This is a genomic window from Roseiconus nitratireducens, assembly GCF_008629675.1.
Taxonomy (GTDB): domain Bacteria; phylum Planctomycetota; class Planctomycetia; order Pirellulales; family Pirellulaceae; genus Stieleria; species Stieleria nitratireducens.
Genome location: NZ_VWOX01000005.1, coordinates 56,452 through 78,919 on the forward strand (window position 1 = coordinate 56,452; position 22,468 = coordinate 78,919).

The 22,468-nt window shown below is 61.2% G+C and carries 14 protein-coding genes; 10 read left to right on the forward strand and 4 right to left on the reverse strand.

The window, feature by feature from the left end:
• Positions 1–228: 228 nt before the first annotated feature.
• Positions 229–1,731, reverse strand: coding sequence for a SpoIIE family protein phosphatase (locus FYK55_RS10425; RefSeq protein ID WP_161604418.1), 1,503 nt, complete (start codon positions 1,729–1,731; stop codon positions 229–231).
• A 370-nt stretch (positions 1,732–2,101) separates the two neighbouring features.
• On the opposite strand from FYK55_RS10425, the gene FYK55_RS28980 reads away from it, so the two are divergent.
• The 3 genes from FYK55_RS28980 to FYK55_RS10435 all read left to right on the forward strand — a co-directional run bounded on the left by FYK55_RS28980 (position 2,102) and on the right by FYK55_RS10435 (position 5,873).
• A complete protein-coding gene (locus FYK55_RS28980) occupies positions 2,102–2,248 on the forward strand; it encodes a hypothetical protein (RefSeq protein ID WP_161604419.1) in 147 nt (48 codons plus the stop codon).
• 27 nt (positions 2,249–2,275) lie between these two features.
• Positions 2,276–3,064, forward strand: coding sequence for a hypothetical protein (locus FYK55_RS10430; protein ID WP_150076364.1), 789 nt, complete (start codon positions 2,276–2,278; stop codon positions 3,062–3,064).
• Between the two features lie 304 nt (positions 3,065–3,368).
• Entirely contained in the window at positions 3,369–5,873 is a 2,505-nt protein-coding gene (locus FYK55_RS10435; protein WP_150076365.1) for a TolC family protein, read from the forward strand.
• A 187-nt stretch (positions 5,874–6,060) separates the two neighbouring features.
• Here the strand turns inward: FYK55_RS10435 and FYK55_RS10440 are convergent, their stop codons facing one another.
• The gene (locus tag FYK55_RS10440) at positions 6,061–6,420 is read right to left on the reverse strand and encodes a hypothetical protein (RefSeq protein WP_150076366.1); all 360 of its coding nucleotides are present in this window, start codon (positions 6,418–6,420) and stop codon (positions 6,061–6,063) included.
• A gap of 592 nt (positions 6,421–7,012) precedes the next feature.
• On the opposite strand from FYK55_RS10440, the gene FYK55_RS10445 reads away from it, so the two are divergent.
• The 3 genes from FYK55_RS10445 to FYK55_RS10455 all read left to right on the forward strand — a co-directional run bounded on the left by FYK55_RS10445 (position 7,013) and on the right by FYK55_RS10455 (position 11,238).
• Complete coding sequence (locus FYK55_RS10445; protein ID WP_150076367.1) at positions 7,013–8,155, forward strand: carboxypeptidase-like regulatory domain-containing protein; 1,143 nt, start codon at positions 7,013–7,015, stop codon at positions 8,153–8,155.
• Between the two features lie 357 nt (positions 8,156–8,512).
• A complete protein-coding gene (locus FYK55_RS10450) occupies positions 8,513–9,646 on the forward strand; it encodes a hypothetical protein (RefSeq protein ID WP_150076368.1) in 1,134 nt (377 codons plus the stop codon).
• 149 nt (positions 9,647–9,795) lie between these two features.
• Positions 9,796–11,238 carry an aldehyde dehydrogenase family protein gene (locus tag FYK55_RS10455; protein WP_150076369.1) on the forward strand — a complete coding sequence of 481 codons (1,443 nt, stop codon included), beginning with the start codon at positions 9,796–9,798 and terminating at the stop codon, positions 11,236–11,238.
• 91 nt (positions 11,239–11,329) lie between these two features.
• Here the strand turns inward: FYK55_RS10455 and FYK55_RS10460 are convergent, their stop codons facing one another.
• A complete protein-coding gene (locus FYK55_RS10460) occupies positions 11,330–12,265 on the reverse strand; it encodes an ABC transporter ATP-binding protein (protein ID WP_161604420.1) in 936 nt (311 codons plus the stop codon).
• 325 nt (positions 12,266–12,590) lie between these two features.
• Here FYK55_RS10460 and msrB point away from each other — a divergent pair, with 325 nt between their 5' ends.
• The 3 genes from msrB (at position 12,591) to FYK55_RS10475 (ending at position 15,251) form a co-directional block, all read left to right on the forward strand.
• On the forward strand, positions 12,591–13,388 hold the full coding sequence (gene msrB / locus FYK55_RS10465) for a peptide-methionine (R)-S-oxide reductase MsrB (protein ID WP_235908585.1): 798 nt from the start codon (positions 12,591–12,593) through the stop codon (positions 13,386–13,388).
• A 273-nt stretch (positions 13,389–13,661) separates the two neighbouring features.
• Positions 13,662–14,543: a hypothetical protein gene (locus FYK55_RS10470; protein WP_150076371.1), complete on the forward strand. Its 882-nt coding sequence runs from the start codon at positions 13,662–13,664 to the stop codon at positions 14,541–14,543.
• 165 nt (positions 14,544–14,708) lie between these two features.
• Positions 14,709–15,251 carry a DUF6580 family putative transport protein gene (locus tag FYK55_RS10475; RefSeq protein WP_150076372.1) on the forward strand — a complete coding sequence of 181 codons (543 nt, stop codon included), beginning with the start codon at positions 14,709–14,711 and terminating at the stop codon, positions 15,249–15,251.
• A gap of 55 nt (positions 15,252–15,306) precedes the next feature.
• Here the strand turns inward: FYK55_RS10475 and FYK55_RS10480 are convergent, their stop codons facing one another.
• Positions 15,307–16,665, reverse strand: coding sequence for a mandelate racemase/muconate lactonizing enzyme family protein (locus FYK55_RS10480; protein WP_150076373.1), 1,359 nt, complete (start codon positions 16,663–16,665; stop codon positions 15,307–15,309).
• 668 nt (positions 16,666–17,333) lie between these two features.
• Here FYK55_RS10480 and FYK55_RS10485 point away from each other — a divergent pair.
• Positions 17,334–22,364 carry an Ig-like domain-containing protein gene (locus FYK55_RS10485; protein WP_150076374.1) on the forward strand — a complete coding sequence of 1,677 codons (5,031 nt, stop codon included), beginning with the start codon at positions 17,334–17,336 and terminating at the stop codon, positions 22,362–22,364.
• Positions 22,365–22,468: the final 104 nt, after the last annotated feature.

Consider the following 22,468-nt stretch of genomic DNA (forward strand, 5'->3'; position numbering starts at 1 on the left):
GCATTCGGCACGTCAAACCGCCTGCCGGTCGAAATCGGCGTCGGACGGTTCGTCGCCGATGATATCGACTTCGCGGTCGATCGTGCGATCCGTGCGACCGGATTGCCGCAAAGTACGCCAGATCGTTCTAAAGTTTGCCGCCCAGCGCTCCGCTTGTCGGTTCTTCGCCGCTGATGACCGCACCATGGCAACTGCCGTCACCGGGACAGATCTAATTCACCCGCGGGTTCACTCGCGCGTGAGTGCAACCAGGCCCCGTTCATTCCGTGTGGGAAACGCGGCCATCTCGCGTCGGACCACGGCCAGCGGACTGTCGGAACCGCCGGCCGCCTTCTTCAGGCAACACCCCAGCAGATCCTGACCGATGCCGTCGGCGGCCAACCCGGGGCCGTAGGCGAGCAGGGTTTCGCCGCTGCCCAGATGGAAGGTCGAGTGGAAAAATTCTGCGTCCATCGCGCTGGCCAACGGCGTGGTGCCCGAGCCGATCAGGGGACGGTAGCCGTACTTGCTGGCGACCAATCCGCCCAACTGCCCCGCCGACACGACTTCGCCTTCGCCCGTGTCGGGATCCAGTCGCGCGTACAGCATTCCCAACAACTGCTCCGCCGTGTTGGTCTGCCACAGCGTGTCGTTGGTGCGCTGCATCAGTTGCGGCAGGCTGTGTCGGTACCCGCAGTGAGCCGTCAGGGCGGCCCGGGCAATCGCGGCAACCATCGCGCCGCTGGCCGTGCAATCCTCCGCCTGCGCCAACGCGATCATCAGGGAACCATCGGGCAGGACATCCCAGGCATGCCATCCGACGGCCCAGTCGTTGTGCGATTCGATCATCCCGTCGACGGACCAGCCTTCCGCCAACTGGATGCCCACCGGCAGCGAAGTGAATTGCCATGCGGCGACGTCGCGGACGGCTTCCAGCGCTTGGCGGCGCGACGTTTCGTGACGCGCGGAGACGGCTTCGGACAGGTGCAGCGTGATTTGCGCCGCTGCCATCTTCGCGACTGAGGCCACGGATTCTCCCAGCGGGATCGGCTTGTCGCGAAACAGCCACAGGGTCCCGATGGGAAGGTCTCCCTTGTACAGCGCCGCGCACACCGCAGCGCCGGCCGGTTCGGGCGCGCACCAGGTGGCTGCCGCCGGTCCGGTCAGATCATCAATCAGCACCACATCCTGCACCAGGGCTTCCAGGTCGGCGCGGCTTCCCCGAAGCGATCGCGGTTGGGCGCGCAACCGATCGGCCGGCAGGCCGGTCATCGCGCGCAAATTTAAATACTGCGTTTGATCGTCCAGCATGTAGATCGCCGCGGCGTCGAAGCCGATCGATTCGACGGCCAGTTGAAGCGTCTCCTGAACGGCCTGGGCGCCTCGCTGGGAGGGTTGGAACCCGATCGCCGCGGTCGCATGAGCCGCCAGTTCGACTTCCTGACGCCGGATGACCGATTGCAACTGATCGATTTCGGCGACCATTGATGAGGCCAATTTTGCCAGCTCGGCCGCGTTGGCCCGCACCACCGGCGGGTGCGAAGGTCCCGGCTGGTCCCCCATCAGGTCCAGGTCGACCGTCGGTAACACGTCGATCTGATCGCCGCCGTGCTGATCGTCGATCCGCCACCCGGTCGCCGCCGAAAACGCGTTCCAAAACTGCTCCTTCGAAGACGGCTGCGAAGAACGCGCGAGGGAACGGTCATCACCGCGATGGACGCGCAGATAATTGGGGACCGGTGGTGTAGTCACGAAAAAGAACCCGGGCTTGAGGAATGCTTGGATGAATCCGGTCGCGACACTCTGTCCGAATGAGCCGCGCCCAAGGCAGTCCTTGCCGAGTTGCTTTCGAGAGCCGGAACGCCGCTGCCTGACGGGGGCGGCTGTCCGTTTGCTGTCGAAAGACATCCGTTCTTGGATGGGGTATCACGGTGAGCTATCGACCCGACCTGAAAGACTCGCTGAACCGATTTGCCGTCAAAGTCAACGAAGTCGGGCGGGACCGTCCCTTGATCCGCACAACCGCTGCGACCGAAAGCGTCGCGAAGCGTGCCGCAGTCGCACGCATCGATCGGCCGCACCGATTCATCCGCCAAACCGGTCAATCACTACAAGTGGCGCAATGCGTGTTTTGCCAAAAACCGAAGGTGACGAACCAAATCCGGTCGAAGGAAAGAACGCGGCTAATCCGCCGAATCGAACCTTCGTCGGTGGACGCGGACAGGTCACGCCGCGGTTGCCGTTCGCTGCGGAATCGTCGCCTTACTGAAATGTTGACTGGGAACAGGATGCCCCGATGAAACGCACCACCATGCCCCATCACGCGTCGCTTGGATCGCGTGTTCGAACCTGCCTTCCGTTCGCGGCGGTCCTGCTGGGGTCGCTGGTCGGAACGTCCGCCGCCCACGGGCACCATCCAAACAAGGAGTGCCAACCGGTCTGGCCACGGATCGACTGCATTCCCCCGCTGGGCAACAACCTGCCCATTGGATACCGGCGGAAGTACAACCGCCCCAGTTACATCGAGGGCAAGATCGCCTACTGGATCGCCCCCAGCAGCCAGGAAGCCATGGCCTGGCACCGAGCCGTCCATGCCGGCGCGTACCAGAAGCCCAAAAAACACCTGCGTCTGGAGCAGCACTACTTCTATCCCAAGCCTTGGCAAGCCCTGACGGTCGGTCCGCGCCGTCCAGTCAACGATCCCGACAACGTCTACGGCACCATCGACATCAATCAGACGGAAATGATGGACGCTCCCGAAGTCGATGTGGAAGAATCCGACGACACGATCGCGCCGGAAGTCTTGGAGGAAACCTTGGACGTCCCGGAAGAGATTCCCGCCGACGCGATCGAATCGCAATTGGACCTTCCGCCCGCCGACGCTCCGGGTGCCGAAGCCGCCGAGGGATCGCCGGTTCTGCAAGGTCCTGACACGGACAGCGGAGCCCTGCTGGGTCCGGCCCGCAGTGGCGTGCGGACCGCATCACGGAATGCTTCGGCCGCCGGTGTTTCGCGCCGCAGTGTTTCACGCCCCACCGGCACGACGTCGAAACCGTCTTCGTTTCGGCAATTGCTGGGACTTTAAGCCCAGTCGTACGGGCGGTGCCCGACGTTACCACGCGATAGAATTGGCGGCCGAGCACCCACCGGCGGCGGCCGCCGGAGCGTCTGATCGGATTCTTCAGATTTTTCTTTAGAACCGTCAAAGTTTACCACCGCCGACTCCGATACCAACTCTCGGACAAGGTTCCTGCCGACGTCGCGTGACGCTCCGGTGGAATCTTGGTGGGGGGCTTCCATTTGGACTGCCCGTGGCGAATCTGGTCTTGATGCGATCCTCCTTCGCATCGGAGTGCCGGTTGACGCTGCGGCCTAGGGAAGCTCAGGGCATGAACAGCTTGCTGTTTCGCATTGCGGCAAACGTGCAACTCGCATTGGCGATTGTGTTGGCGACTGGATGTACGCCAACGCAACCGTTCTTCGTCAACGAGTCGCCGGACTTGCAGCATTATCTCAATTCGGCCACGTCGATCGAATATCCCGACGTCGAAGTCGCAAGCCTGGCGGAAACCACCCAGGCCTTGCCGCCTCTGACGCTGGGCAATCACGACTACGAATTCTGGAATCTGTCGCTGGAAGAATGCGTCTCGATCGCGCTGGAAAATGCGCGAATCTTTCCGACCACCGGCGGGACGGCCGAACTGCGGCAAAACATCGCCGCCCAGTTTGTCAGTGGAACGCCCGACCAGTTCGGCAGCATCTACGATGTCGCCGTCCAGCAGACGACCACCCAATCGGTTCCGCTGACGACCGACGGCAACGGCAACCGCCTGCTGCCTCGCGGCGTGGTGCGTGCCAATCAGGTCGGCGGCGTGGAAGACGCCTTGGCAGAGTTCGACGCGGTCGCCAGCGGATTCATCGACCTGTCGACGACCGACCGTCCGCAGAACGTCGGTGCCAACAACACCATCAACCCGCAGAACCTGGTCGCGCAGAACACCACGCAACAGGCCGCTCTGAGCAAACGGCTGGCGACCGGTGGCGTCGCCACCTTGCGGCAGCAAACGCTGTACTCGCGCAACAACACGCCGATCAACGCCAACGCCCGCGCCGTGCCCAGCGACTACACCGCCGTGCTGGAAGCCCAAGTCCAGCACCCGCTGATGCGTAATCGCGGCACCTACATCAACCGAATCCCCGTCGTCCTGGCCAGCCTGAACGAAGATATCTCGATCGCCGAATTCGAAGGACAGATCCGCAACCTGGTTCGCGACGTCGAAGTCGCTTACTGGGACCTGTACCTGGCTTACCGAAACGTCTCCACCGGGATCATCGCCCGCAACAGTGCCTTGGCGACCGCCGAATTCGCAAAGTTGAATCTGGAAGCCGGTGTCGGCACGATCCAAGAACTGGCCCAGGCTGTCGGCCAGTACTACACCTTTCGCGGCCGGCTGGAAGCGGCCTTGGCCGGTTCCAACCTTCCCGGCGACGATCGCAACGGCGTGTACGGCCGGGAACGAGCGTTGCGTGAGCTGATGGGGCTGTCCGCCACCGACGGCCGGCTGATCCGACCGATCCAGGAACCCACTGTCGCGCGGGTCGAATTTGAATGGACCGATTCGATCGCGCAAATGCTGTACCTGATGCCCGAACTGCGTCGCACCAAGTACCGCATCAAACAAGCCGAACTGGAAATGGCCTTGGCAAAGAATCAGGTGCTGCCCGACGTGAACCTGTCCCTGCTATATCGCTGGGTCGGCGTGGGCGACACGCTGGGACCTCCCGGACGACGTGACCAACGATTCCCGGCCGCGGGTAGCAGCGCCCTGGGGGAACTGACCAGCGGTGACTACCAGGAAGGTGCGGTGCGATTGGAAATCTCGCAACCGGTCGGCGTGCGGCGTGAACTGGCACGCATCCGCAACACACAAATCCGACTCAAACGCGAAAAAATCTACCTGCAGGATCAGGAACGCTTCGCGGTCAGCCAGCTGAGTGACGCGGTGGCCTTAGCGGCGTCGCACTATGGCCTGATTCGAACCAACGCTCAACGCTGGCAAGCCGCCGAACAGGAAGTGGAAACCCGGCTGGTCGAGTACCAGAAGGGACTCAGCCCGGTCAACGTCGTGCTGCAAAGTCAGGAACGATTGGCGGAAGCTCGCGTCGCCTACTACCGAGCCCTGACCGAATACAACAAGTCACTCAACTACGTCGATTATCTCAAGGGCACGCTGCTGGCGAACAGCAACATCACCCTTCGCGAAGGCCCCTGGAACAGCAAGGCTTACTGCGACGCATTGGAACGGGCACGTGAGCGTGCCGCCGGACATCAACTGCAATACGGCGTCACCCGACCCGAGGTCGTGCGTCGTGGTCCTGTCAAAGATGCCGAAGCGGCTGTGGGCATCATGGGTCTGAGCGACAACTCGGAGGGTCAACTGGTCCCCGGTCAGATGATTCCGGGTGCCAACGCTCCGATGGACTTGGAACCGTCGGTTCCGGGACTGAACGCTCCGCAAGGACTGAACGCTCCCAACCAAGACGCGCCGGTTCCGGTCGAAGACATTCCGCTGGGCGAAATGGGAACGCCCGCAGAAATGTTCGAACCGGCCGGCGAGGCTCCCTCGTTGGAACCGCTATCGCAACCCCGCAACGCGGCACCGGCCGGTCAGGGCGAGAAAAGCATCCTGACCCCGGAAGCACTGCCGGCCCCATCGGGCAACCAAGCGGTCGCTCCGATGAGCTATCAGACTCCGGTCGGCACGGGACTGCGTTCGGGCGGCTCAGCCGCTCCCGCGCCGGTCAACCGAATCCCGCTGGGCCAACCACTGCCCGGTCAAAACGCATCGGGTCCAAACCCATCCGGTCAAACGACCGTCACGACCGCCGACTAGGCGATCGCATCACCATCCATCCGTAGGGCGGAGGAACCGCAGGCCGGCCCCGAATTCGCGTCGGGAACCATGCCGATCCTGCAAACGACTAGCTCGAGTCGCATCGCAAGGTGCCTCGAGCTTTTCGTCGTTTCCATCCAGGTTCGTTCGCGGAGACGCGTCCGCTGGAGCTCACTCCGCAAACGGGTCAGGCGACTTCGTCGTAAATCAGCGTCTGATCGATCCAGATCCGAAACCGGCGGATCCGCAGACCGCGGGAGAATTCGATTTCCATCCGGCCACTGCGTTGCTGCGGGTCCAACTCCACCGGCAACCGGAACTCCGCTTGGCGCCGGATCGCCATCCAGCTGATCTGGCCCCAGACCGTGTGCCCGTCCAGCTCGATGGTCTGGCGGAACCACCAACCGGAGTAGACAAATCGGAGTCTGACCGGATGGGAAACTTGCACCACCCGATAGAGGAAAGTGCCGCGGACTAATTCGGCGTGTTCACCGAAGAAGCCAGGTTGGCCGGCGGTGGCGGTGGTCACGGCGTAGGGATTGGTCATCGGCGTGGGGTCGTCAATCGGAGATTTGACCGAGACAAATCGAGATTTCCCGGCATGCTTTCAAGGCGACGGCTAATCTGGTTCACAGGGGTCGTTTTACTGGGCGTTGTCGAATAGCTGGACAGCGATGCGTTCAATCAAAAACACCGTGATTTGCGGTGCAATGAGCGGCAAGGCGCTAGCCGCCGGTTGAGGCGAGAAAACCCGCGGCTAGCGCCGGCTAGCGCCACGCGGCTCACCCACCCTGATAAGGGGCTAGGCGTCAATAACGTGCAGCACCTAAAGGGGCATTCTGGCTTTTGAGGTCCGACATTTCGGACAGGGCCTCGCCCGCCCGCCGCTAGATTCTGCGGAACCCAAAACCACCCCAACAGACCAACCAACAGAACCCCAGAAGGGGCATTTGGTCTGCAGCGAGATTCTGGGTCAGTCGGATCGAATCGGTTCGAACACAACACCGCCATCAAGACCTTCCTAAATTGCCAAAATTGCGTTTGTAGCGTTGAAAGCGCCTTTTGACGGTTCTATAGTCGAGCACAGTCGGGGGATCCGCTGGATAGATCTAAGCAAGAAAATAGCAAAGGTATAGGCAATGAAAGGTTTGACATGCGGTCTGGCCACTTTGGCGATGTTGGTTTCGGCCACGATCGTGTCGGCCCAAGACGTCACGCTGCACCAGTGGGTGCGAAGCTCAGCGGACGGTACGGTGACGGGCAACGTCGTGATTGCTCGCGATTACAGCGTTTCATCGCTCGGCGATGCGCAAGTTTCGTTGATGACTTTGGACGGAAAAGAAGCGTCCGCACCGGTCAGCACGGACAAGGACGGAAAATTCGTCCTCAGTGATGTGCAGCCGGGCGTTTACAACGTCATGGTTCGCGGCGACCAAGCGTTCGCCTGCTGTGCCCTGCACGTGGTAATGCCATCGGTACCGGTTGCCAACAGCTTTGAAATCGCCGCCGGATCGATCGATTACAGCGTGGTTCGCGGAGCCATGATTCGTTACCAGCCGGCTGGCAAGCCCGCGGCAATCGAATTCGACCCCACCAAGGCTCCTGAAGCCGCGCCGGAAGCACCGCTGGAAGCTGTCCGCGTGGCACAGTTCGACGGCGGCATGAAAGGCCGCTTGACCCGCGCGGGCCAAGCCAAGAATCGTGGCGCTGCCAACTCCAACGTGATCATCTTCCAAGATGACATCGAAGTGGCACGGACGACGACCGACGCGGAGGGTTATTTCAACATCGACGAATTGGAACTGGGCAGCTACAGCGTTTTGGGTCTGGGCCGCGACGGCGTCGGACTGCTGGGCCTGGAATTGGTCGATCCCGCCGCACTTCAAACCGCTGGCAAACTGGCTGAACGGTCACTGGTCGTCAACCAGGGCGCCGCCTGCTGTGACTCCTTCTCGATGCAGGTCGCACCGCTGCCCGCCGGCGGATCGATGGTCCAAGACGTGGTGGTGTCCGAACAAATCATTGATGGTGGCGTCCCGATCGACGGTTACACGTCACCCTTGGGTGGCGGCAGCATGGGCGGCTACGCTGGCGGCGGATACGGCGCCGGCGGTGCGGGCGGCGGCATCGGCGGTGGCGGTGGCCTGGGCGGAATCGCCGCTCTGGGTGGCATCGGTGCTGCAATTGCGATTGCCGCTTCCGATGACGACAACGCCGTGGTCACACCGCCTCCGGCAAGCCCGGCCTCGCCCGTGGTCGCCAGCGAAGAAAGCGACAATTAGGACCCCGGCAGAAAAGTCGCAAAGGGCCCGTTAGCAGACGTCGCGTTTCGCGACGAAAAACCACGCTCTGGCGAGTGTCGCTACTGGTTTTCAGACAACGCCTGGCCGATTCCGATCGGCCAACCAAATCTTTTATCCGATCAAAAGCCGTGTGCTGTTGCGCACGGCTTTTTTTCGTGGGTTCGCTATATTATCGGGAACCATGCCAGGGGGGTTCTTCCGAGACGCTTCCCGGAACGCAACAATCTGGGGTTCATGATCCGTCCCCGCGCGTCGCTTTCGAACGCTTTGCTGCGTCGGCGATTCCCGGATTCATCCCCGCCAAGCCACCCGCCCCGTTGAGAGATTAGGAAGACCATGAGCTCTGTTGAGTCCTCGATACCGGAAGCCGTTGCGAAGAGTGCCGCCGAAGCCCGAGATCGGTTGAATGAGCACACCCTGAAGATCGTGCACTGGCATTTCAGCGAGGAAACGGGCAGCCCGTTCTGGCTGGGGAAGAAATCCGAGTTCAATTTTGACCCGCTGAAGGACATCAAGTCGTTTGATGACTTGCGGAAGTTCCCCCTGTTCGAAGACGAATGGCTTCGCGGCGGTCCCATCAATCGCTGGGTACCCAAGGGCCACGCGGGCAAGCCGGTGTATGTGTTCGAAACCGGAGGCACCACGGGGATTCCGAAAAGCCGGATGGTGATCGAGGATCACTGGAAAGACTACGAGCTGTTCAGCGACACACTGCCCGATGAGTATTTCCCGCGCGGATCCAACTGGTTGATGCTCGGGCCGAGCGGCCCGCGACGCTTGCGTTTGGCCGTCGAACACTTGGCCCAACATCGGGGCGGCATCTGCTTCTGCATCGACTTGGATCCCCGTTGGGTGGTGAAGTTGATCAAGAAGGGCTGGATGGAACACTTGGAGGAATATAAGAAGCACTGCATCGACCAGGCGATCACCGTTTTGACCGCCGGGCACGACGTGAAGTGCATGTTTGCCACTCCGAAGTTGCTGGAGTCATTGGGCGAAGCACTGGAGGATCGCGGGACCAGCTTGCAGGAAATCGGGATCAAAGGAATTTTCTCCGGCGGGACGGAATTCACGCCTCAGTGGACGCGCTTCTGCGTCGAAGAACTGCTGGGCGGCCCGGTCGAAGAAGGCGGCGTCTTCATGACCCCGACGTACGGCAACACGCTGATGGGACTTGCCTGCAGCAAACCGATCTCCGCCGACGACGGCTACAAAATCAGTTACTACGCGCCCCAACCACGTGCGGTCACCGAAGTCGTCAGCTTTGACGACTACAATCAGGTCGTCGGCTACGGAGAAACCGGTCGCGTGAAGTTGTACACGCTGACCGATGAGTTCTTCGTCCCGGGCTTCATGGAACGTGACGAAGGCGAACGGGAAGCTCCCTTCGCAACCTATCCCTGGGACGGGGTCAGCGGCGTTCGCCCCTTCCACGAATTGGCCAGCGCCACGACCGTTGGAGTGTACTGAACGCTCCGCCTCGCCAGCCCCCGCGGTCAAGCGGCATGCCGCGGGTCGTGTGACGCAAACGTTTGCGAGTTGAATACGTCGACGCGCGAACGTTTCCACGCCGTTAATCTCGACAAGATCTCGTTCAATTCTCGATACGCTGTTTGGTCATGATCACGCTACAACCGCTCCGCTGGGGCAAGCCCTACGAATCCATCGAACTGAAAGACGTCGTTCATTTCGACACCGGTGAACCGATCGCGAAATTCGGAACCGTCGGCGGCGGGATCGTCGGACGCGACATGAAGAAGGCGGACAAGGCGCGCGAGGCGTTGCTGAAGTACTCCTGCGCCGAATTGATCGAGATGTCGAAAAAGGCAGCCGACTTGTTCGAGAATGCGGAGCTGCCCGTCGGCGACTCGATGCAATCGGTCGACCAGTTCGTTCATCAACAGTCGGCCAGCACCGGGCTGCCGGAACACATGTGCCGGTCGAACTTGAAAAAGAACAGCTTCGTCCTCAGCAACATGGACGAAATCCTGGACTGCCTGACGCGTGGTCTGGACCTGTCAATCCTGAGCAAAGGTTATGGAGAAGAGGGACGCGGCGTCATCGTCAGCTATCAGGCGCAAACCCCGATCCTCGGTGCCGTGCTGCCGAACAATTCTCCCGGAGTGCACACGCTGTGGTTGCCCGCGATCCCGCTGCAAATCGGTTTGGCGCTCAAGCCCGGCTCGCAGGAACCGTGGACGCCTTATCGGATGGTGTCCGCGTTCATCGAAGCCGGCGTGCCGGCCGAGGCGTTCGGTCTGTATCCCGGTGGACACGATGCCGGTGGTGCGATCATGGCCAAGACCTCGCGGAGCATGATCTTCGGAAGCGCCCAGACCGTGGCGCAACATGCCGGGAATCCTAAGGTCCAGGCACACGGTCCGGGCTGGTCCAAAATCCTGATCGGCGATGACGTCGTCGATGATTGGGAAATGTACTTGGACATGATGGTCGAAAGCGTGCTCAGCAACTCGGGCCGTTCCTGCATCAATTGCAGCGGGATTTGGGCCAGCCGTCACACCCGTGAAATTGCCCAGGCGATCGCCGAACGGATCGGTCCGGTCGATGTGCTGCCGCCGACCGACGAAAACGCTCAATTGGCGGCCTTTACCGTGCCCGCAATGGCCACCGGCACGTACGCGATGGTCCAGCAAGATTTGGCTGAGTCCGGTGTGACCGACATGACCGCCGACTATGGCGAAAAGCTGATCGAGCGGGAACACTGCGCCTACCTGCGTCCGATGGTCCTGCACGCCGACTCTCCCGACCGTGGCGTGGCGATGAAGGAATACATGTTCCCATTCGTCAGCGTTGTCGAATGCCCGCAGGCGGAGATGCTGCGGCGCATCGGCCCGACCTTGGTCGGAACCGTGCTGACTCGCGATCAGAATTTCTCTCGCGCCGCCGCGGCATGCGTCGAAATTGATCGCGTCAACTTCGGGCCCATCCCCACCAATCGCCTGAACTGGTTGCAGCCGCACGAAGGAAACATCATCGATTTCCTGTTCCGATCGCGTGCTTACCAGGTCGCCGACATGCCGGTGGCCGCCACGACGGCCTGAGCCGTGTCGGGCCGCCAGAACCGACCCGGCCTCTTGCATCGGGATGCCGGCATCTTGCGTCGGGATGAATAACAAACGGTTGCCGGCTGGTTCAGCCGATGAACCAACGGAGATCGTTTGCCGCGACGACCCGCCCGCTGTCCGGTTCGCGCCAGTCTCCAGAATCGACAGCCGCCACCTCATCCGAGTCTCTGACATCGCCGTGGTAGTAGGCCAACGTCGCCGTCGTCCCCTCGGCGGCTTGCGGTCCACTGACCGACACTCCGTCGGCCGCCTGCCACTCCCCGCCTTGTCGAACCACGCGCACCGTGTGCAGCGGTGAAGCCCCCAGGGCCGCGGCAACACCCAGGGAAGACGGTTGCCGGAGCACCGCGTCGGGCCGATCGACCTGCACCACACGGCCGTCCTCGATGACCGCGATCCGGTCCGCCAAACGCAAGGCTTCCTGTCCGTCATGCGTCACGTGTAGCGTGACGCCGGGCGAGGCTTGATGCAGCTGGCGGAGATCGTCCTCGATTTGAAATCGCAGATGCGAATCGATCGCCGAAAGCGGTTCGTCCAGCAGCCGTACAGTCGCCTGCCGGGCGAGGGCTTTGGCCAGGGCCGCCCGCCGCAGCTGCCCACCGCTGAGCTGATGTGGCAGGCGCTCGAGCAATGATTCCAGTCCGACCCGCGCGGCCGCCTGGCGGACTCGATCGCCACGCTCCCGCCGGCTGAGATTCTCTCGGATCCCCGTCGCGATCGATTCGGCGATCGTCAGATGCGGGTACAAGCCGTCTTGCTGCGGCACAAACGCCACGTCGCGTTCGCGAGGTGGCAGCGAGGTCACGTCACGGTCCCCAAAAAAAATCCGCCCGCTCGTCGGGCTCAGCAAGCCGGCGACCATTCTTAACAGGGAGGTTTTTCCGCAGCCGCTGGCCCCGAGCACCACCAGGTATTCGCCCTCCTGGACGGTCAAATCCAGCTCCCGTAGGACGGAGACGTCGCCGAAGTTCAAAGAAATTTCACGGATCTGGACGGCTGACATACAATTAGGGTGAAGACAGGTTGGAAACGAGAGCTGTTTTTGGTGATTCGCCGCCGGTGGGCGGTCAGGAGTTTCCGCGACGTTTTTGGATTTCAACCGCCCCGCCCCAAGTCCGCCTGGGCCCAGTTCTGCTTCTACAGGGGATCGCCAACCCGTCGGGAAGTGAGTCTCGGGTCCGATCCCGCCAACAGACATGCTGACGCCACTGTGGGTGAACGCACTGTGCATCCGGTCGCCCCGTCGAACGGGCGCCCGTCACATCCGAGCCAAAATCACGCGCCAGCCCGATCATAGCAACCCGATCCCAGCGATTCGAACGCCCCTGATGCCGGAGTTCAAGATGTTCCGAGCCTTCCGAACCTGCAACTGTTTGCATTCTCGCACCCGGCTTCGTGCGAGCGTCATCTGGTTCCTTGCTGCGGCTGCCGTCACATGGTCGGTGGTTGGGGGCAAAGCCGCGGCGGACGACACGGAAATCACGCGGCCCACGCGCAGCATGCAACTGGAACGGGCAGGCGATCAAGAGCCGAAGATCAAGGACCCGCCGTACACGCCCAAATCGACGCGAGAACTGGCTCGGGAACTCACGCCGATGCAGTTCAAAGTAACTCAAAAAGAGGAAACGGAACCGGCCTTTCGCAACGAGTACTGGGACAACAAGAAGGATGGCGTGTACCGCTGCATCGTCTGTGGCCAGGCGTTGTTTTCCAGCGACACCAAGTACAAATCGGGAACCGGCTGGCCCAGCTTTTACGACCCGATCGAAAAACAAAAGGTGGGCTTCAAGACCGACAACTACCTGTTCTACACGCGGATCGAAGTGCACTGCAGCCGTTGCAACGCTCACCTGGGTCACGTCTTTGACGACGGACCACGCGACAAGACCGGCAAACGTTATTGCATGAACAGCGCAGCCCTGAAGTTCGAGCCGAAACCCGCTTCGAAGGCCGATGCACCGTCGACGGAAACAGAAGACGGTACGACCGACACCGGAGAACAGTCTGCGGACGAGCAGGCCGGCAGCGAGCAGGCCGAGGACGACCAAACGGCTGGGCAATCAGCCACTGTCGAAGACGTTGCCGCGCGACGTTCCTCCGCTCCGTCGCAGCGCGTTGATTTTTAGGCCGGGCGTGCCGGGGATGTCGCCGTCGACGCCGCGCAATCAACCGCAAGGTTCACAGTGTAAGAAGCGACGACCGTGGTTCCATGGTCACCGGCCGACCACGACGGCTCGACAGTAACGATTCTGCGTTCTGTATCCATTTGTCCGGTTCGGACAGTCGCACCCATTTTTTGCGTGGTGCGGAACCTCTCGCATTTCGTGTCGATCCGCTCTCGGACGGACGAACCAAACTAACGGATTGGTTTCGATTTGTTTGTTAACGCGGAGCTCGCGATGAAGACGTCTTTCCGACCTCACGTCCGCCATTTGATGACTGCCGAAAGTCGCACGACGATGAGACTGCTGCGACGGGCCCTGGTCGCCCTGGCAGCCTCTGGCATTTTAACGTCGGCCACCGCGGTGCGCGCGGAGACCGGTCCGCCGACGCAGCAGGACTCCCAGCCGAGCGCTTCGGATCGGCCAATGAGCCTGGCGACCTTGTTTCAAATTGATGACGAGATCGGGATCGCGGAAAAGAATCAGGCAGGCGGCAAAGACGAATCCGATTCGACGGGGCAGAAAGCCACGGAACGCGATGCAATCGACGTCCTTACTGATCCGCCCATGGTTGGCAATGAAGACCTGAACGTGGAGGAGAAAACGCTGGAGAACACCTCGCTGTTTTCCGGCCGACAAACCAAATACGTCGACGGCCAGTTTTCGCTGCCTCCGATCGAAGCTTTGACGACCAACACCGACGACATCGGTGACGGCAAACTGCCCGCCGGATTCCGCGAGGGCGAGCAAGCCCCGGTGATGTCGCTGCCCGAGTCAGGCATGGACCGCGACGTGGCCTGGCAGTGGCATCTTCGACCGTGGGCGGCTTCCAACATGTTCACGCACCCGTTGTACTTTGAAGACCGGATGCTGGAGCGTCATGGCCACCAGCGATTCCCGCACCTGCAACCGGCAATCAGCGGCGGCCGATTTCTGGCAAGTACGTTCATGCTGCCTTACCTGAGCACGATCAATCCGCCCTGCGAATGCCAATACACGTTGGGTTACTTCCGTACCGGGAATTGCGTTCCGGCGTTCAAGCAACGGCCGCCTTACAAACGCAGTGCCGCAGCGGCTCAAGCGGCAGCCGTGGTCGGAGCGGTTGCCGCTCTCCCGTGATGCCGAGGGGCGCCCACGCGGGGCTCGAATGATCACGCGGGGCTCGAATGATCGCCGCGAAGCCCCGCGTTTGATCGGGCAAAACAGACGGGGGGACTACCGGTGCGAGGACAGGCTGGGTAAAACGAAAGGCGTCCGAATCCCACTCCAATTGTTCGCATCGTCATGATCTATTTGCTGACGCTCGCGGTCGTCTTGACCCGCTTTCTGCCGCATCCGCCCAATTTCGCCTGCCTGGGAGCTCTTGGGCTGTTTGCGGGCTGCTACTTTGCGGGGCGGCGCGCCCTGCTGGTGCCGGCTGCCGCACTGCTGATCAGCGACATCATTGGACACGCGGCCGGCATTCCCGGCATGGGCTTTTACAATCCCATGGTGCTTGCAGCGACCTACTTGGGTGTCACCCTGGCGGTGCCGCTGGGGCGAAAACTGCAACAGGGAAGCCTGTGGGTGAAGTTGCCGTTGGCCAGCGTGGCCGCGTCAACGATCTTTTTCATCGTCAGCAATTTTGGCGTCTGGTTGGGGCCCTGGTACCCGGCAACGACGGGCGGACTGGTCGCCTGTTTCACCAATGCGATTCCGTTCTACGGCTACACGCTCGCTGGCGATCTGTTGTTCAGCGGCGTGATGTTTGGAGCTTTCGAGCTTTCGCGACGCCGTTTCGCTCTGGCCAGCCCCGCACTGCAAAGCGTCCGCGTCGCAAGTCGTTGATCCGACGGTGGCGCGAGCGAACACGGTTCCGCTCCGCGCCGTACGCCACGGTCTGTCATTGAAGCGAATTCGCGGCGGGGTCGTCACCGTATCCCAAGCCGGGCCCCGCCAGCTTGGCGGTTGGGACCGATCCGTTGCGGACTTCGAAGAATTCGCCGAATCGGTCCATCCATCGTTGGTTGCCGGCCGGTGAATATTGCCGACCGTTGCTCTCGATCGCCGCGACCCCGGGGATATGGGCCGCGAGTGAAGCGCTGTGCAGCAGGGAAGCGCCCACGCAGGTCAGGTCTTGGACGCACAAATACAGATTCTTGTGCCGCGCGACCGCGCCCAACAAAAGTGCGTCAGCATGCCCCTTGCAGGCCTTGAGCGCGATGCCGCTGTACCCCTGCTCCACCGCCGTTCGCAGGCTTTTCAAACCCACCAGTGATTCATCGATCACGACCGGACGGCGCTCGGCGGCTCGAAACATGGTTGCTTGCCCCGGCCGTTCTAAATCACGGTGGGTCGGTTGCTCGATGTAGCGCACGAACCGCAACGCGTCAGGCGATTCGCGTTGCAGACGGTCCAACAGCGCCAGCACGTATTCCTCGTCCTCACATCGCTCATTGAAATCCAACGAAAAGGACCACTCGCCTTGGCGTTCCCCCGTGGCGACCGCATTGATCCGGCTGACACGCTGACAATCCCAATCCAAGTCGGCTCCATCCAGTTTGATTTTCAGGTGAGTCAGTCCGTTGCGTCGGATCCATTGCCCCAAGGTTTCGGGCAACCCGTCCTGCACCGGCTGGACCACGTCTTCATCGGCCAACGGATCGAGCGCGCCGACCAGGTGGTACAGCGGCAGCGAAGCACAGGGCGTGGCAGAAATGAAGTCGGAAAGGTGCAGGCCGGCGAACTCCGAATCCAAGTAAACCGACAAGTCGTTGGACAAGTGCTCGCGGCTTAGCAACGCGTAACTGCTCCGACCGGCGGCTTTGCCGTGGGCATCGAACAGCGCTGCCTCCAGCGGCGAAATGGCCAGCAAGGTTGCCAGCTCCGGAATCGACTCGCCAAGTTCCAACTCTTCCGCCAAATCGGCGGCGATCGAAAACCGGTGTTCCGACAGGCGATGGCAGATGTCCAGCGGATGGCCGGTCTGGTCACCGTCGCAAAACGCGTTTGCCAGACGTCGCGACAATTCCAATACCGCCTCCAATCGTCGCTGATCATCCAATTGCTTCGACGGCCAGGCCCAGGCGACCCCCATGGTCATCGACCCCAGCCCCCTCGCATGGCCGGCTTTGGTGTGGGCATCGCAGTCGGCGGACAACACCGTCACATCCTTGACCACCCTCCCGCCAAACTTCATGGGCGTACGGTAGTCGTAGGTTTCCGTGCGGAGATGGAGCGAAAATCGCTGGAAATCGGTCATGGCGGACAAGGGGCATCCGAACAGATTCAAGGTTGGGGCCAGACAATCCGCTGGGCGGTACGAAAGGACTGCCCAGCGGGAGCGACAGTCTAGGCTGTGCATGAAAGCGCAGGTAACCCCGTAGCTGCCATCGCGATTGCGGCGGAAAACCGGGCTCTGTCCAGCTCTCTCACGCGATCGGCCCTGGATCCACCGCGGAACCGGATGACGGGTTGCCGCCGTTCCTGACGGGTGCGAAAGGCCCGAATCGAACGATTCTGACGATCCAAATGCTTTTAATCGAATTCAGAATCCCAATCGGGAACTTGCCTGCAGCGAAAACGTCCTAGAAGACACGATTCGTTGACACTGTATCGGCCCCGAGTAGAATCGCGAACATTCCTTATCCAATCAACCTAAGCTTCGCATTTTTCCCATCCTTCTGATTGGGCGACCGCTACGTATTTTGCAATGATCGGCGATTGATCTGTCCGATGCATAGAGACGTACGGTTCCCCGACACGGCTGTTTTTCTGGTGAACGCACCCGATGTCCTGAAAGCTAGGGTGATTTGAACGACAGCTCAGCGCTGCGGAATTACACTTTCCGCAGCATTATCCCGCACGAACGACCCGCGAAACCGCCCGCTTTTCAGGCCTGAGAGCAGGCACGTTTGGTAGAGACCCTCGATGACCCAACGAACAGACATGGAATCCCTGGATCGCCGCGCCTCTTCCGGAAAGGTGGGCAACACGCACGATTCCGCCCGATCGCGTTCTCGGCAATCTGCCCGGAACAAGGCGCTGGGGCGGCGGCGACGTCGTCGACTGCTGATGGAAGGACTGGAGACGCGGCAGCTGTTGGCGGCGGAAACGGGATTCGTCGATCCGGGTCTGTTTCCTGCGGTTCAACCGAGAAACATCGGTGCCGTCCAGTCATTCAAGCTCAACGAAGGCGAATTGGGCGGTCAGTTCGGATCGAATGATTCGTTGCTCTCCGCGGATTTCTTGCCGCTGGGGACTGGGGCGGGACAGCAAGACACCATCGATGTCACCGGTAGCATGGGCTTCGTTTCCACGCCGCAAGGTAACATCGTCACGGATGTCGATACGTACGCCTTCGACCTGCGGGCCGGCGACATCCTGGACGTCAGCGTGATCGGCGCTGGTGCCAACCTGACGGTCTTCTATGAAAACGGCCGGATCTGGTGGGGCACCGACACCAACACCGCCATCTCGACCTATTCCGACGGGTCGCCCTTGATGACCGTCGGAAATGCGGTCGGCGCCCAGGTCGTGCCGGAGGACGGTCGCTACTACGTCAACTTGGCGCCCTCGTTCACCAACGCAAACTACACGTTGGGACTGCGAGCCTATCGGCCGGTGATGGAGAAGGCACCGATCGGCGCCAAGCAGATTTTGTACTTGGACTTTGACGGCGGCACCTATCCCTCGTCGGATTTCTTCCCCAGTGTGGTTCTGCCGTTCGGCCAGGTTCGGCTATTGGGATTGCCCGACAGCCTGGATGTGTTGGGCTTCACCAATCCGTTGCCGGGTGATGCCGACGCGATCATCGACGCAACGGTTGAAAAGGTGAAGCAAGAGTTCGCGACGCTGGGCATCAATGGATTCAACGGCGACTTCGATTCGTCGGGGATTCCTGGTGAATACGGCATCACGATTTTGAACAGCCGGGACCACGCCGACCCCGGAGACCAGAATGGTCTGGTGACGCGAGTGGTGATCGGCAGCGAAGTGACGCAGGGACTGACCGATTTTGGGTTGGCGCAAAACATCGACGTGGGGAACTTTCGCCCCTATGAAAAGGTCCTGGTGACCCTGGAAGCGCACGCCGCTCTCGCGGCCACCTATCCGCGAGCCCCCTCGGCTTCGCTGGTCGATGCCGTCGCGCAACAACTTGCCGGGACGATCACTCACGAAGCCGGTCACTCCTTCGGGATCTACCACACCGACGGCACCAACTTCGTCGAAAACATCATGGACGAAGGCAGTGCCAGCCTGGATGACTACCTGCAAGGCATTGGTCCGGACGGAGTATTCGGGACCGCCGATGACATCATCCCGATGTTCAACGACGATCGGTTTGCCGCCTCCGAAGGCTTGTTCTTTGGTGTCGAGCGTGTTCCGGCTTCACTGTCCTATGCCCTTTCGACCGGAACGGTCGGCACCACGATCAGCGGACGAGTTTTCGCGGACAACAACCGTGACGCGAAGTTTGGCGGCGACGCGGGGCTGGCGGGCGTGACCGTGTACGCCGATGCGAACAACAACGGCCTGCTGGATCCGACCGACCCGCAGGACGTCACCGACGCCAACGGCAACTACACGTTGGCCGTCGCCGGCGGCACTTGCAACGTGATCGCGATCACTCCGGATCAATACGCTCCCACGACCCAGACCGTGATTTCAACGTCGGGCGGAGCTTCCGGAGTTAACTTCGGTTTCGTTCAGGTCATTCCGGATGTAACCGGAACCAAGTTTGCCGACACCAACGGAAACGGATTCTTCGACGAAGGCGAATCGGGCATCGAAGGATTCTACATCTATCTGGATTTGGACGGAGACGACCGGCCGGACTTGGGCGAGCCATCGGACCGGACCGACGCCAACGGACGCTACTCCATCAACTTCCCGGGCCCAGGCACTTACACCATTCGCGAAGTCGTCCCGCCGGGCTACATCCAGACGTTCCCGACCAACGGCGAACACGTGGTGACCTACAACGGCATCGCATTGGCCGACAATTACAACTTTGGGAACTTGCCGTCGCGTGACTACGGCGATGCTCCGGATACCTACCGCACCTCAGTGGCAGCCAACGGCCCCAGTCACGGGATCAGCACCGGCTTCGGACTCGGTGCGACGGTCGACCGCGAAACCAACGGCTTCCCCAGCGACGATGCTCTCGGGGATGACAACAACAACATCGACGACGAAGACGGCGTGCAATTGCTCTCCCCGCTTGGTCCCGGCGGCACCGCGACGGTGCAGGTCACCACGCGGAACAACACCAACACTCCGGGATTCCTGCAGGGCTGGATCGATTTCGATGCCAGCGGCACCTTTGAATCCGACGAACGCGTTTTCACCAACGTCGAATTGGCGGCCGGGACATCGACGCTTAGCGTCGACGTTCCCAACAACGCGGTGGTGGGATCGACCTTCGCACGATTCCGTTACAGCGCCACGCAAAACCTGGGTGTTGGCGGAGAAGCCGACCTGGGTGAGGTCGAGGATTACCAGTTCGACATCCTGGAAGCCGCAGCGGTAGCCAACGATGACGAGTTCACCGTTTCTCGAAACTCGCTGTCCAACCAACTGGATGTCTTGGCCAACGATTTCGAAAGCAGCGTCACCCAGTTGACGATCGTCGGGCGGAACGTTGCCGGAACGGCCGGAACGGTCGTGATCGCTCAGGATGGTCGCAGCATCTTCTACACGCCTCCGAACGGTTTCACCGGTCGCGACGTGTTCCAGTACACCGTCGAAGACCAATTGGGCAACCGATACACCGCGACGGTCACGGTCAACGTCAACTTCCAATCGACGGTCCCGATCGCCGTGGACGACACCTTCGAGGTGCCACAGGGTTCGGCCAACCGTGCCCTGAACGTTCTGGACAATGACGTCCCGAGCATCTTTGGCGGCCTGTCGATCACCAGCGTCAGTGCCGGCGACCAGGGCGGACAGGTTTCGATCGAGGGTGGCGGACAAACGATCCGGTACACGCCCCAACCGGGCTTCGCCGGAACCGAACAGTTCACCTACAGCATTCAAGACGCCAACGGCAGCACCAGCCAGGCGGAAGTCACCGTCAACACGCTGCCGGGCGCACGCAACGACGACCTGATCGATTTCACGATCGGCATCTACGACGTGGTCAACAACCAGCCGATCAGCAACGTTCAAGTCGGCCAACCGTTCAACGTCCGCGTCTTTGTCGAGGAATTGAACAACCCGAACTTCAGCCCCGAGGGCGTGGCTTCGGCCTTCCTGGACCTGCTGTACACCGACGAATTGGTTTCCACACGTGACACCAATCCGGACGACGCCTTCGGATTCGACATCACCTTCGGCCCCAACTTCCAGGGCGGCGGTTTCAAACTGGGTGACGCTACGATCCCCGGTCTGATCAATGACGTCGGTGCGGTCCAACCGATTCCGTCGGACGGCAACTTGATCGAGCACAGTGACCCGGCGGAACTGTTTACGATCACCATGACCGCGGTTTCTCCGGGTGTCGCGGTGTTTGCATCGGATCCGGCCGATGATCCGGTGGCCGAAACCATTTTGGTCGGCGAAGACGTCGCATTGACGGTTGCCCAGCAACGCCTGGGGCGAACCGAACTGACCATCTTCCCCGCCAGCGACAACTTTTCCAGCGCGATTGACGATTCCTTCCCGTCGGGCACCGATTCGGACGGACGCGTCATCACCGCCGGCAACGCGCCGAACCGGTTGGACGTGCTGGCCAATGACAACCTTGGCCCGACCGGCCAGATCCGAGAGTTCGGGATCGCGACCCAGGCCGGCCGTGGAACGGTGTTGATCAATGACAACAACACCCCGGACAATCTGAACGACGACTACGTCGAGTACTACGCGGACGTCAACGCCAACGGCTTTGACACCTTCACCTACCTGATCGTCACCGACGACGGCGTCCGCAGCACCGCGGAAGTATCGCTGGCACTGGGCAACGCGTCCCAGGACGACCTGGTGGAGATCAGCTTCGATCTGGTGGACCAACTTGGCAATCCGATCAGTTCGGTACGGTCCGGTGACACCTTCGGTGTGCAAGTCTTGGTGGAAGACCTGCGGCCCGAATTGCAGGGCAACACCTACGTCTTCGCCGCCTACCTGGACATGCTGTACGACAGCGGCTTGATCAGCCCGGCTTCCGTCCCGCCCGGCGGCCGATTTGACTTCGACGTGGATTTCGATTCCGACTTTGATACCAGCTCCGGTGTCGGCACCGCCGCCCGTGACGGCATCATCGACGAATTCGGAACCCTGTTGCGTCAGACCGTTGCCGAAAGCGGCAGCGTGATCGAACCGAACCTGATGGCCACGGTGTACTTCGTTGCCGGACAGGTGCTGACGCCGACGTCCACCCGCATCGTCGGTGACCCCGCGGACGCCTCGCCGTTCCAGGACACGCTGCTGTTTGACCGCGATGACCCGGTCGAAGTTTCGCAGATCCGATACGACTCGTTGAACATCACCATCAATCCGGCCGGTCCGCAACAAAACACGGCTCTGCCGGAAGACGTCAACAACGACGGCAACGTGACACCGTCGGACGCCCTGAGCGTGATCAATGCGATCGCTCGCGGTGGTGAGGGTGAACTCAGCTTCCGAGGTCTATACACCGACGTCAACGGTGACCAGGTGACCTCGGCCGTCGATGCCCTGCGTGTGATCAACCGACTCGCTCGCGACGCCGAACTGTCACTGGCCGGCGAAGGCGAATCGGTCGTCAGCGACCAACTGGAAGTTGCTTCGATCGCGGTTGATGATTCGGCACCGCTGGACGAAGCTCTGGCGGATCTGAGCGGCCCCGGCAAGCTGGTTACCGTCGATAGCAGCGGAAGCAGCGATTCGCCGGAGAGCACGCAACTGCTGGACTTCAATGCCGGTAGCGACGAAGACGAAGCCCTGCTCAGCCTTCTGGCCGACGACCAGTCGCAATTGGCGTAGTGCCTGGTGGAACACCGCCGTCTGGAAAAGGCCGGCGGTGTGGCCCATCTGGCAAGGTACCACGTGATCAGATCCCTCGTCAGGCACAGCCTGACGTTCAGCTT